We start from the raw sequence: 12673 nt of genomic DNA, 5'->3' as shown, positions 1-12673 counted from the left end.
GCTCTTGCCGTGGGTGTTTCAGACCTGTGCAATACTTCGGGTGTTGCCTGTCCGCATTCAGGGTTATATCGGGCAGGTGATCTTCCGCCTGACCCGGCAACTGCCGGTAATGACGAGCGCTGTTTGCCCGACACTGAACTCAATCCAGGTGTATAAAGGCTATGAGCTCCATTCATGAGCAGGCAATGAATTATGTTTACCAGCAGGTGTTGCAGCGTCTGATGAGTTACTTCACGCGCGCTGAACGTATTGCCCTGCAGTTGTTGATTCAACGCCTGATCGTAGCGGCGGGCGGTATCGAGCGTATTGGTGAATTCAAAGTCATGGTGGCCCACGGTGGCGGCAAGGACAGCAGTTATACACTGGCGTTCCTGCGGGCGGCGCAACTCAGTATTGCCGGACGTTCACCGGCCACGTTCAGCCTGCGCGTCGCCACCTTGCGTCATCCCGGGGTGACCGCCAGGGTCATGCACAATATCCATCGCAGCTACAGTGCCCTGTTTGTCTACGACGATCCCCGGGTCGAGCTGTTGATGGTGGACAACAAACATGTCCGTCCCTTCAATCATCGCCTGCCGATGTCCGAACTCAATCGTGATCTCAACCGCCGCAACCTGCTCATGAGCGGCCACCTGACGGCGGGCGATGGGCGAGCGACATTCTGCAACGGTTGCTATCTGTCCATGGCCGACTTCTACGAGCGCTCCAGCGCCTGGGACAAGGGCGTCGATGCCCTGGTCAGCGGCGATTCGCCCCGGGAGCAGAAGCAGTACATGACCTGGCTGTTGCGGGCGACCGAGAAGCCGGAGCGGGCAGGGCGGGCGCTGGAGTTCGACGAGGCGGTGAAAGCCTGCCACGACCTGAGCCAGGATTACTCCCGCGAGTTGTATGGCGAAGCCCTGGTGGAGCCCGAGGGCCCGGCCATCAGTCGCTCCAGCCGGGCCTCGGCGCCCATGCTGGTGAGTGTCTACGACCTGGTCGGCCGTGATCTGGAGGAGCGCTGGCCGCTGTTGACGGAGTTTCTCGGCTTCCAGTTCGATGACCTGGCCTTTCACTTCAGCGAGTCCGACTGTGCCAATCCCTTGCTGATGGCGCATATGCGCGGTTTGCAGGCGCAGTACGTCAGGGGCTTGAGCTACGAGGCCGGTATTGGCGAGTACCTGCAATTGGCTGAAACCCTGATGCGTCGCAAGCGCATGCCGGCACGGCTGGTGGAGCACGCCATGGCCGCCTATGACAGCAGCGAGAAGGTGCTGGATCGACGAGCACTGGCCAGTGCCTACGCGCAAGAGGCCTTTGGCCTGAGCGAAGCCCAGCTGACCTGTTTGTTGTTCGCCCCCTTTGTCAACCGCGGCAACGGGCTCGAGCCGTTCCTGCGCAGTTGTCATCCCGGCATGCTCGTGGCCCTGCCGGATCTGCACAAGGCCCTGGCGGGGCAAGTCGTGCCCGAGCAGATCTGGCAATGGCTGAACGAAGTCAGCGGCCTGACGCCGGCGTTGCTGGGCGATCTCTACACCAAGGCCCAGGTGGACTTCTCCGGCGTCAGTTCGCTGATTGCCCGGGTCCGCGCCAGCGATCCGGACAAGCACCGCATCGACATCGTCAATCCCGACAACGGTGAGGTGTTCAAAGAAGTCTTGTCGGGACGTTAAAAAGGATTGGTATTGATAGTTTCAGACATTCCCAAGCCAGGCGCGGATTCGTCCGCGCCCCAGGACGCGCCTCAACCGTCACCCGACAAGGGACGCAAACACTCGGACTTTGCCTACCAGGCGGTCTATCGTTATCTGGTCAGCCTGATCAGCGAGATCGAGACCGATGCCCGGGTCAAGCTGCCGTCCTTGCGCCAGCTGGCCGAACGCCTGGATGTGTCGATCTCGACCATCCAGTACGCCTATTCCCTGCTGGAAAAGGAGGGGCGGGTGTACTCGCTCGCCAAGTCGGGCTATTACGCGCTGCCGGTCTCCGGTGTTTCGTTCGTCAGTGGCAGCGCCGATGTGCTGGAGCGCCTGTATGTGCATTCGCGGCGCCCCGGTACGCTGGTGCTGAGCAGTGATGAACCGGCGCTGCTGCTGTCGCTGGACAATCCACTGCTGTTGCTCGAACGCGAACTGGTGCGCCAATACCCGCGTCAGCAGGCCCCGCAGTTCCAACCCTTCGGCGAACTGGAGCTGCGTACCGCCCTGGCGGTGCGCTACACCACCTCGGCCCAGCGCTATTGGCATGCCGACGATGTCTACATCGGTGCGGACCTGCGCAGCGTGCTGGAAACCCTGATGGCCGCGCTGAGCCTCAAGCATGCCACGGTGCTGGTGGAGTCGCCCTGTGACTGGGTGATCCTGCGCCTGCTGCAGGCCGGCGGCGTCAACATCGTCGAGCTGCCGCTGCTGGACGACGGTGGCTTTGACCTGGCGGCACTGGAGCACTTGCTGCAGACCCAGCCGGTCAAGCTGCTGCTGATGTCTTCGGGGCTCAGCGTGCCCCGTGGCAGCCTGATGCCCCTCGCGCAGCGCCAGCACCTGGCCCGGTTGCTGGAGCGTTTCGGTATCTGGCTGCTGGAAAACGACAGCCATGGCGAGTGTGCCTTCGAGCCTTGCGGCCCGCGCATGCGGGATCTGGTGGACCCGGATCGCCTGGTGGTGTTCGCCAGCTTCGAGCGGATCATGGGGGCCGAGGCGCCTTTCGGCTACCTGCTGTCCCGGCACCTGGGGGCGGAGTTGCAGCGGCATTTCCTGCTGCGTTCGTTCCGCATGTCGCCGACCCGCCAGAAGGCCATCGCCCGGCTCTACAGCAGCGGCCGGATCGATCAGCACCTGGCGACCTTGCGCCGTTTGTTGCAGGAGCGCATGACGCACATGATCGGGCTGCTGGGCGAGCGTCTTTGCGACAGCCTGGCCTTCGTACCGCCCCAGGGCGGGGCGACGGTATGGGCACAGGCGAGCCGGCCGGTGGACATGCGCAAGGTGTTCGAGCGATTGCTGGAGCGCAAGATCGTCGTCGCCCCCGGCGAGTTGTTCAGCCTGCATGGCCTGCATCAACAGCACCTGCGGCTATGCAGCACCTCCCATCGCCACCTGGACCAGGCCCTGGGCGTCCTGGCCGATGCCCTGCGCCTGGAACAGCTCGACTGAGCCGCCCTTGGTCCGTTTGTATTTGCCAGCGGCGGGATGGCCTGTTATCTGTATGCATAACCAGCATTGGATAACCGTGGTCCTTCCCGCCCGTGACAACCCAGCCCCTCGACGATCCGTTCTACTACCTGAACAATTTCCAGCAAGTGCTCGACTGGCTGGCCCAGCGTTATGCCGACCTGCTGGACGAGCAGGAGCACGCCTTCATCCGCGATTTCGCCGGTTTGCCCAAGGCCTCCCGGGCCTTGCTGGTGAGGATGGTGATGCGCAAGGGCGAGCACTTTCGGGCCGGCAAGCTGAGCTATGACGAAATCGGCGAGCCCGGGCAGGCGGTGCAGCCGTTGCTGGCGCTGGGCTGGGTGCGCGATGACGCGCCGCTGAGCCTGGCGCAGCTTTTTGCGCTCCTGCAAAAGGCCGAGCTGGTGCAGGCCTTCAAGGCGGACCTCGTTCAACCCAAGGCCAACAAACCCGAACTCTATGCGCAACTGGCCGCGCGGTTCGATGAGACCCGCTCGTTTGCCCAGTGGTGCCCGGCCATTCCCGATCAGCTCTACAGCCTGCAGGTGATGCCCTTGTGCGACCGTCTGCGGCTGATGTTCTTCGGCAACCTGTATCAGGACTGGTCTGAATTCGTGCTGGCTGACCTGGGTATCTTTACCTATGAAAAGGTCGAGTTCTGCGCGTCGTCCCGCGGTCTGCGCAACCGCGCCGACCTGGACGGCTACCTGCATCTGCACAGGGCTCGCGAAGCCCTCGATGCCGGAGACGATCCAGGCCTGATACGCGAACACGTCAACCAGCTGGACACCGACAACCCCTGGCTGGAACGGCGCAGAGACAAACTGCTGTTCCAGCTCGGGCAACAGAGCGAGCGCCTGCAGGACTGGCCCGGTGCGCTGGCGATCTATTGCGGTTGCGGCTACCCGGCCGCGCGCCTGCGTCAGATCCGCGTGCTCGAACGCCTGGGCGAGTTCCAGCAAGCCATGGACCTGGCGCTGCAGGCGCAGGACGCACCGCGCAGCGCCGAGGAACAGCAACATCTGTTGCGCATCCTGCCCCGGTTGCGGCGCAGGCTCGGACTGCCGGCCATCGCGCCGAAGGCAGCGCCGGAGGTGCCCCGGCTGGACCTGGTGCTGGTCAATAACCCGGCCCTGTCCGTCGAGGAAGGCGTCGCCCGGCACCTGCACGAGCCGCAGGCCCCGGTGCACTACGTGGAAAACACCCTGGTCAACTCGCTGTTCGGCCTGCTGTGCTGGCCGGCGATCTTCGCGCCGCTGCCGGGGGCGTTTTTCCACCCATTCCAGAGCGGTCCGGCGGACCTGCACGACGAAGACTTCCACGCCCGGCGCGCGGCACTGTTCGCCGAGTGCCTGGGACAACTGGAGGACGGCCGTTACCAGGACAGTATTCGCGCCACCTTTGCCGCCAAATGGGGGCTCCAATCGCCCTTTGTGTTCTGGAATATCCTGACCCCGGAGTTACTGGAGCAGGCCCTCGACTGCCTGCCCGCCGAGCATCTGAAGCATTGGTTCGAACGCCTGCTGCTGGACATCCGCGCCAACCGCGCCGGCATGCCCGACCTGATCCAGTTCCGGCCGGCCGACAAGAGCTACCGGATGATCGAAGTCAAAGGCCCCGGTGACCGCTTGCAGGACAACCAGTTGCGCTGGCTGGAATTCTGCCGGCAGCACCAGATGCCGATTGCCGTCTGTTACGTGCAGTGGGCAGCGGAGGACCTTTGACTTACCGCGTTGCCGTGCGCGCCCTGTGCGAATTCACCGCCAAGGTCGGCGACCTGGACCTGCGCTTCACGCCGTCGCCCACTGCCCAGGAGGGCATGCTCGGCCATCGCACCGTGGCCTCGCGTCGCGGTGCGGGTTATCAAGCGGAACTGCCGGTGGAAGGGCATTACCGCCAGCTCAAGGTCCAGGGCAGGGCGGATGGCTATGACCCGGGGCAGAACCTGCTCGAAGAGATCAAGACCTACCGTGGCGACCTCGCCACGCAGCCGGCCAATCACCGTCAACTGCACTGGGCCCAGGCGAGGATCTACGCCTGGCTGGTCTGCCAGCAGTTGCAACTGGCGCAAATCAACCTGGCCCTGGTGTACTTCGATATTGTCAGCGAACAGGAAACCGTGCTGCGGGAAACCTGGAGCGCCACGGATCTCGAGGCGTTCTTTGCGCAGCAGTGCGAACGTTTCCTGCATTGGGCCGAGCAGGAGGCCGACCATCGACAGGCCCGCGACCAGGCGGCCCGGGACCTGGCCTTTCCCCATGAAGATTTTCGCCCGGGGCAACGGGTTCTGGCCGAGACGGTGTACAAGGCCGTCAGCACCGGGCGTTGCCTGATGGCCCAGGCGCCGACCGGGATCGGCAAGACCCTCGGCACCTTGTTCCCGATGCTCAAGGCCCTGGCCCCGCAGCAACTGGACAAGGTGTTTTTCCTCACCGCCAAGACCCCCGGCCGGCAGTTGGCGCTGGATGCGGCGCAGGTCCTCTACGAGCGCTCCCCGGAGCTGCCGCTGCGGGTGCTGGAACTGGTCGCCCGGGACAAGGCTTGCGAGCACCCGGACAAGGCCTGTCACGGCGAGTCCTGCCCCTTGGCCCGGGGATTCTATGATCGCCTGCCCGCTGCACGGCAGGCTGCGGTCGGCGTGCCGTTGCTCAACCAGCAGGCACTGCGAAGCATCGCCCTGGACCATGGCATCTGCCCCTATTACCTGAGCCAGGAAATGGCCCGTTGGAGCGATTGCGTGGTGGCCGACTACAACTATTACTTCGACTTCAGCGCGCTGTTGTTCGGGCTGGCCCAGGCCAACCAGTGGCGGGTTGCGACGCTGGTGGACGAAGCCCACAACCTGGTGGAGCGCGGGCGGCAGATGTACAGCGCCAGCCTGGATCAGCAGGTCATGAACAGTGTCCGGCGCAGCGTACCCGATGCCTTGAAAAAGTCGTTCCAGCGCCTGAACCGTGAATGGAATGCCCTGCACAAGGAGCAGGTCAGCCCTTACCAGGCCTATGCTCAGGTTCCCACCAAGCTGTTGAACGCCATCGGCTTGTGCGTATCGGCGATCGGCGACTACCTCAATGAGCAGGCGCAAGGCATCGATGGCGAGCTCCAGGGGTTCTACTTCGAGCTTCTGCAGTTTTCCCGGGTGGGGGAACTGTTCGACGAGCATTATCTGTTCGACATCAGCCTGCGTGAGACCGGCCAGCGCCGCAGTTCGCAGTTGTGCCTGCGCAATGTGGTGCCGGCCGGGTTCCTGCGTCCGCGGCTGACGGCGGCCCGCAGCAGTGTGCTGTTTTCCGCGACCCTCAGCCCCCGGCACTACTACGCCGACCTGCTGGGCCTGCCGACGGACACTGCGTGGATCGATGTGGAGTCGCCGTTCAAGCGCGAGCAACTGGACCTGCGGATCATCAGCCGGATTTCCACCCGCTACGTGCACCGCCAGGCCTCGTTGGCACCCATCGTCGAGTTGATGGCCGAACAGTTCACCCAGCGCCCCGGCAACTACCTGGCGTTCTTCAGCAGCTTCGACTATTTGCAGCAGGTGGCGCAGCTATTGGCCGACACTCACCCGCACATCCCGCTCTGGCAGCAATCGCGGCGCATGGAGGAAAGCCAGCGCCAGGCTTTTCTCGAGCAGTTCACCGAGCACAGCCAGGGCATTGGCTTCGCGGTCCTGGGCGGGGCCTTTGGCGAGGGCATCGACTTGCCCGGCCAGCGGCTGATCGGTGCGTTCATCGCGACCCTGGGATTGCCGCAATTGAACCCGGTCAATGAGCAGATCAAGCAACGCATGGCGGCACTGTTCGGCGCGGGGTACGACTACACCTACCTGTACCCGGGGGTGCAGAAAGTCGTGCAGGCGGCGGGAAGGGTGATCCGTAGCCAGCAGGATCACGGCGTGGTGCTGTTGATCGATGATCGCTTCGCCGAGGCCAAGGTGCGGCAGCTATTGCCGCGTTGGTGGCAGGCCTGACATCTAAGTAATGACTTAATAGGATTAAATCCTATGTTATCCGGGAGAATCATCATGCGTAGCACTCAACAGTTCAGCATCACTCTGCCTAACCAGATGGCCGACGTGGTGAAAGCCAAGGTGGCTGCCGGTGAATATGCCACTGAAAGCGAAGTGATTCGTGAGCGGGCACTGCAGGCCCGTGATCGTGCCTTGGAAAGCTGGCTCGTTGGCCAAGTAGCCCCGGCTTACGATGCCTTGAAAGCTGACCCCTCACGCGCACTGAGCGTCGATCAGGTGCGAGCCCGGCTGTTGGCAGAGCACCAGGACGCCCCTGTAAAATCGTAATGGCGTATACCGTTGGGTTTGCACCGGAAGCCTTGGAGCAGTTGGCTGCGCTTTATCGCTACATCTAAAGCAATAACCTACAGCGAAAATATCCTAAATTTCCTTCATCTCTGCGTAATCGCAAGAGAGCCCGCTGCTAGCCTAAGAAAGTCTTAGCCCCCGATTTTTTTGAATTCTGTGGGCTCCCCCAAATGGCTGGTCGAAGGGGCCGCGAGCGTGATTTTTTGCCAGGCGCGTAAACCCGTGAGGGTGTAGGTGTCGAAGATCTTGCGGAACCAGGCCGTGTATTTGTCCGGTTCGGCGGCGATGTACCCCGAGATGTCGGACAGCGGCAGCCAGGCCCAGTCCAGGGCTTCCTCGGGATTGGCAACGGGAGGGGTGTCGCTGGTACCGACGAACAGATGATCGAACTCATGCTCGATCAGATCGTTCGAGACCTGTTCTCGATAGAGCAGGGACGCCACTTCCGTCAGTGGGCAGGTCAGGCCCATTTCTTCGAACAGGCGCCGTTGTGCGGCAGCCAGGGTCTGTTCGCCCATGCGCGGATGACCGCAACAGGTGTTGGTCCACAGGCCTTGTGAGTGGTATTTGCCGAGGGCACGTTGTTGCAGCAGCAAACGCCCGTGTTCGTCGAAAATGAAGATCGAGAAAGCCCGATGTCGCAGGCCTTGTTGATGGATGAGCAGCTTTTGCGCACTGCCGGTTTCGTTATCGTGCTCATCCACCAGAATGAGGGTTTCTTCCAAGACTCGGACTCCGTGGTGTCTTTGTCACCATAGGACTGCAGACCAGAATACGTGGGTCGAGCTGAGGTTTTCTTGGGTGCTCCCAATAGACACTAGATTGTGTTTGGCCAACCGCAAGGAAGGGCGAATAAAGTCACTTCTTTAACTGACAAGAGTTTCACGATCCGCACACCCACCCAGAAAGCTGGCGTTCAGCTTCCCGGGCGCACCCTCGATAGCAGACTAACCTTCAATACACAGGGTGATGTCCGTTGCCGGTGCAGAAGCGGGCCCCCCGGGGAGCGATGAGTGAAACGCAGCAGGATTGCGCTGGTCATCGTGGTGCTCGTGCTCCTGGCGGGTGGCTGGGCGCTCTATCACGGCTTGAGCAAACCCAAAGCCAAGCCACCCTCCCTGGGCGATCCCGTGACCGCCGTCGCCGTCAAACTGATGGATGTGCCGGTTTACATCGATGCCCTGGGGACGGTGACGCCGACCCGCAGCGTGACCGTGGTCAGCCAGGTCTCAGGGATCCTCGCCTCGGTGGAGTTCAAGGAGGGGCAGCGGGTCAGCAAGGGCCAGGTGGTGGCGCGAATCGACGACCGGGCGCTCAAGGCCCAACTGGCGCAGGCCAAGGGCGTGCTGGCCCACGACCAGGCGGTGCTGGTCAATGCCCAGCGTGACCTGGCGCGTTTCCGCCAACTGATCAAGATCGGTTCGGTCAGCCAACAGACCCTCGATACCCAGGTCGCCACGGTGCAAGAGCAACTGGGGACGGTGGCGGCGGATGACGGTGCGGTGCAGAACCTGCAGGTGCTGGTGAGTTACTGCACCATCGCCTCGCCGGTGGAGGGCATCGTCGGACTGCGCCTGGTGGACCCCGGCAATTTCGTCGCTGCGGGCAGCACCACCGGCATCGCGGTGATCACCCAGATGAACCCGGCCACGGTGGTGTTCGCGGTGCCGGAGGATGATCTGGGCGCCATCGACCAGGCCATGGCCAAGGGACCGGTGGATGTCCTGGCCTACGACCGCAACAAACACAACCTGCTGGCCAGCGGGACCTTGCTGGCCCTGGACAACCAGGTCGATACCACCACCGGCACGGTGCGGGTCAAGGGGCAATTCAACGACGCCGGAAACGCACTGTTCCCCAATCAGTTCGTCAATGCCCGGCTCAAGGCCGACACCTTGCAGCAGGTCGCCGTGGTGCCGACGCTGGCGATCCAGCACGGCAGCAAGGGCGATTTCGTCTTTGTGGTGCAAGGCAGCAAGGCCAGCCTGCGGCCGATCAAGAGCGGGCCGACCAGCGGCGACCTGACGGCGGTGCTGGAGAATGGAGTAAAAGTCGGGGAGCAGGTGATTACCGAAGGGGCCGACAAACTGGATAACGGTTCCCCGGTGAAGGTGGTCAACCAGTGAGGTTTTGCCCATGAACATCTCACGGCCCTTCATCGAACGCCCCATCGCCACCACACTGCTGATGATCGCCGTGTTCCTGCTGGGACTGCTCGGCTATCACCTGCTGTCGGTCTCGGCCCTGCCGGAAGTCGATTACCCGACCATCCAGGTCTTCACCCAGTACCCCGGGGCCAGTCCGGAGGTGATCAGCTCCTCGATCACCGCGCCGCTGGAACGCCAGTTCGGCGAAATGCCCGGGCTCAAGTCGATGGGCTCCACCAGCTCCGATGGCGCCTCGGTCATCACCCTGCAATTCGACCTGGCGCTGTCGCTGGATATCGCCGAACAGGAAGTGCAGGCCTCGATCAATGCCGCCGGAACCTTCCTGCCGGCCAACCTGCCGTATCCGCCGGTCTACAGCAAGGTCAACCCGGCCGATGCGCCGGTACTGACGCTGTCGCTGACCTCCGATGTGTTGCCGCTGACCAAAATCGAGGACCTGGCCGATACCCGCCTGGCGCAGAAGATCTCGCAGATTTCCGGAGTAGGGCTGGTCACCCTCAGCGGCGGCCAGCGCCCGGCGGTCAGGGTCGAGGCCAATACCTCGGCGCTCAATAGCCTCGGCCTGTCCCTGGAAGACCTGCGCAGTTCCCTGGGCACCGCCAACGTCAACCAGGCCAAGGGCAATATCGACGGCAAGTTCCAGGCGTTTTCCATCGGTGCCAACGATCAATTGCAATCGGCCGACGAGTACCGCGACCTGGTGATCGGCTACAAGAACGGTGCGCCGATCCGTCTCGCGCAGATCGCAAGTTCCGTCCAGGGCGCGGAAAATCCCCGGCAGGCGGCCTGGACCAACGACACGCCGTCGATCGTGCTGAATATCCAGCGCCAACCGGGGGCGAACGTGATCCAGGTGGTCGATCGGGTCCAGCAACTGCTGCCCAAGCTGCGCGCCAGCCTGCCGGGGACCCTCAAGGTCAGCGTGCTGACCGACCGCACCCAGACCATTCGCGCCTCGGTCACCGACGTCCAGTACGAACTGACGGTCGCGGTACTGCTGGTGGTGCTGGTGATCTTCCTGTTCCTGCGCACGGTACCGGCCACGGTGATTCCGGCCGTCACCGTGCCGCTGACCCTGATCGGTACCCTGGCGGTGGCCTACGCGCTGGGGTTTTCCCTGAACAACCTGACGCTGATGGCCCTGACCATTGCCATCGGCTTCGTGGTCGACGATGCCATCGTCATGATCGAAAACATCACCCGCTACCTGGAGGCGGGGGATACGCCGTTGCAGGCGGCGCTCAAGGGTTCGGCACAGATCGGTTTCACCATCGTCTCGCTGTCGGTGGCGCTGATCGCGGTGATGATCCCGCTGTTGTTCATGGGCGATGTGGTCGGGCGGCTGTTTCGCGAGTTCGCCATGACGGTGGCGGTGACCATCGTGATCTCGGCGGTGATTTCCCTGACCCTGACACCGATGATGTGCGCGCGCATGCTGCGCAAGCATGCCGGGGAACGCCGCCCGGACTTTTTCGACCGGATCAACCGCTACTACGTGCGTGGCCTGGACTGGGTCCTGCTGCACCGCACCCTGACACTGATATCCGTGGTGTTCACCGCGTTGCTGACGCTGTTCATCATCATGGTCATGCCCAAGGGGTTTTTTCCCGAGCAGGACACCGGGCTGATCCAGGGCATTTCCCAGGGTTCACCCAGCGTGTCGTTCCAGCAGATGGAGCGGCAACAGCAGAAGCTCGCCGCCAGAATCCTCAAGGATCCGGCGGTGGCCAGCCTGTCGTCCTTTGTCGGTATCGACCAGACCAACCCGACCATCAACCAGGGCAACCTGCTGATCAACCTCAAGGAGCACGGCCAGCGTGACACTGCGGCGGCGGTGATTCGCCGGTTGTCGGATGCCAATGCCGATGATTCCGGGGTACGCCTGTACCTGCACAGCGTGCAGGACCTGACCCTGGACGCGACGGTGGCCACCACCAGCTACCGCCTCGGCTTGCAGGCCACCGATCCGCAGGTCCTGGAACAGTGGACAGGTAAACTGCTGGCGGCCATCGCCAAGGACCCGCTGTTCAGCGACGTGCAAAGCCAGGCGATGCAGTTCGGCAATCAGATCCGCATCAATATCGACCGCGCCACGGCTTCCCGCCTGGGGGTAACGCCCCAGGCCATCGATAACGTGCTGTACGACGCCTTTGGCCAGCGCCAGGTGTCGACCCTCTACACCCAGCTCAACCAGTACCACGTGGTGATGGCCAGCGACCGGCCGCCGCGTAACCTCGCCGACCTGCTGACCGGGCTCTATGTCACCACCAGCAGCGGCGTCGTGACGTCCCTGGCGAGCATGGCCACCCAGCAGGTGGTTCGCACGCCCATCACCATCAACCGGCTGGGCCAGTTCCCCTATGCGGACATCTCCTTCAACCTGGCCCCCGGCCAGACCCTGGGGGCGGCGGTGGCGCGCCTGAATCAGATTGAAAAGGACATCGGCCTGCCACTGACGGTACAGGCCAACCTGGAAGGCGCCGCCGCGACCTTCCAGTCTTCGCTGTCGAACCAGGTGTTCCTGGTGGCGGCGGCGATTGTCGTGGTCTACCTGATGCTGGGCATTCTCTACGAGAGCTTCGTGCACCCGGTGACCATCCTCTCGACCTTGCTCTCGGCGGCCCTGGGTGCCTTGCTGGCGTTGCGGGTCACCGGGACCCAGTTCGACATCATCGGCCTGATCGGCATCGTGCTGCTGATCGGTATTGTCATGAAGAACGGCATCATGATGGTCGACTTCGCCCTGGAATCGCAGCGCAAGGATGGGCTGGACCCGGTGGCGGCCATTCGCAAGGCGGCGGAGCTGCGTTTCCGGCCGATCCTGATGACCTCCATGGCCTCGTTGTTCGGCGCGGTGCCGCTGGCCCTGGGCACCGGCATCGGTTCGGAGCTGCGCCATCCGCTGGGTATCGCGATCATTGGCGGGCTGTTGCTCAGCCAGTTGCTGACGCTATTTTCCACGCCGGTGATCTTCCTGGCGATGAATCAGCTGGAGCGGCGTTTCGGCCAGCCTCAAGCCGAGACTGAGGGCTGAACCC

General features: G+C 63.0%; 8 protein-coding genes. 7 read left to right on the top strand and 1 reads right to left on the bottom strand.

Features of this window, described 5'->3' with window-relative positions:
• Nucleotides 1–161 precede the first annotated feature (161 nt).
• From NUH87_RS02990 to NUH87_RS02970, 5 genes are all read left to right on the top strand, one after another.
• Nucleotides 162–1652 (top strand): hypothetical protein, encoded by a 1491-nt coding sequence (locus NUH87_RS02990; RefSeq protein WP_338524658.1) that lies wholly within the window; start codon nt 162–164, stop codon nt 1650–1652.
• 27 nt (nt 1653–1679) lie between these two features.
• On the top strand, nt 1680–3131 hold the full coding sequence (locus NUH87_RS02985; RefSeq protein WP_338527063.1) for a PLP-dependent aminotransferase family protein: 1452 nt from the start codon (nt 1680–1682) through the stop codon (nt 3129–3131).
• A 92-nt stretch (nt 3132–3223) separates the two neighbouring features.
• Nucleotides 3224–4873: a VRR-NUC domain-containing protein gene (locus tag NUH87_RS02980; protein WP_338524657.1), complete on the top strand. Its 1650-nt coding sequence runs from the start codon at nt 3224–3226 to the stop codon at nt 4871–4873.
• A complete protein-coding gene (locus tag NUH87_RS02975; RefSeq protein WP_338524656.1) occupies nt 4870–7119 on the top strand; it encodes an ATP-dependent DNA helicase in 2250 nt (749 codons plus the stop codon). The genes NUH87_RS02980 and NUH87_RS02975 overlap by 4 nt, the downstream gene beginning before the upstream one ends.
• Nucleotides 7120–7173: 54 nt before the next feature.
• Nucleotides 7174–7446, top strand: a complete 273-nt coding sequence (locus NUH87_RS02970) for a type II toxin-antitoxin system ParD family antitoxin (protein WP_338524655.1) — start codon at nt 7174–7176, stop codon at nt 7444–7446.
• Nucleotides 7447–7598: 152 nt separating this feature from the next.
• Here NUH87_RS02970 and idi read toward each other — a convergent pair whose 3' ends face one another.
• Nucleotides 7599–8192 carry an isopentenyl-diphosphate Delta-isomerase gene (gene idi / locus NUH87_RS02965; RefSeq protein ID WP_338524654.1) on the bottom strand — a complete coding sequence of 198 codons (594 nt, stop codon included), beginning with the start codon at nt 8190–8192 and terminating at the stop codon, nt 7599–7601.
• A gap of 333 nt (nt 8193–8525) precedes the next feature.
• Between idi and NUH87_RS02960 the strand changes: the two genes are divergently transcribed.
• A complete protein-coding gene (locus NUH87_RS02960) occupies nt 8526–9593 on the top strand; it encodes an efflux RND transporter periplasmic adaptor subunit (protein WP_422393969.1) in 1068 nt (355 codons plus the stop codon).
• A gap of 10 nt (nt 9594–9603) precedes the next feature.
• Nucleotides 9604–12669: an efflux RND transporter permease subunit gene (locus NUH87_RS02955; RefSeq protein ID WP_338524652.1), complete on the top strand. Its 3066-nt coding sequence runs from the start codon at nt 9604–9606 to the stop codon at nt 12667–12669.
• Nucleotides 12670–12673 lie beyond the last annotated feature (4 nt).

It is taken from the genome of Pseudomonas batumici, from assembly GCF_036585405.1.
In the GTDB taxonomy this organism is placed as follows: domain Bacteria; phylum Pseudomonadota; class Gammaproteobacteria; order Pseudomonadales; family Pseudomonadaceae; genus Aquipseudomonas; species Aquipseudomonas batumici.
This window is presented reverse-complemented; position numbering and strand designations above follow the sequence as displayed.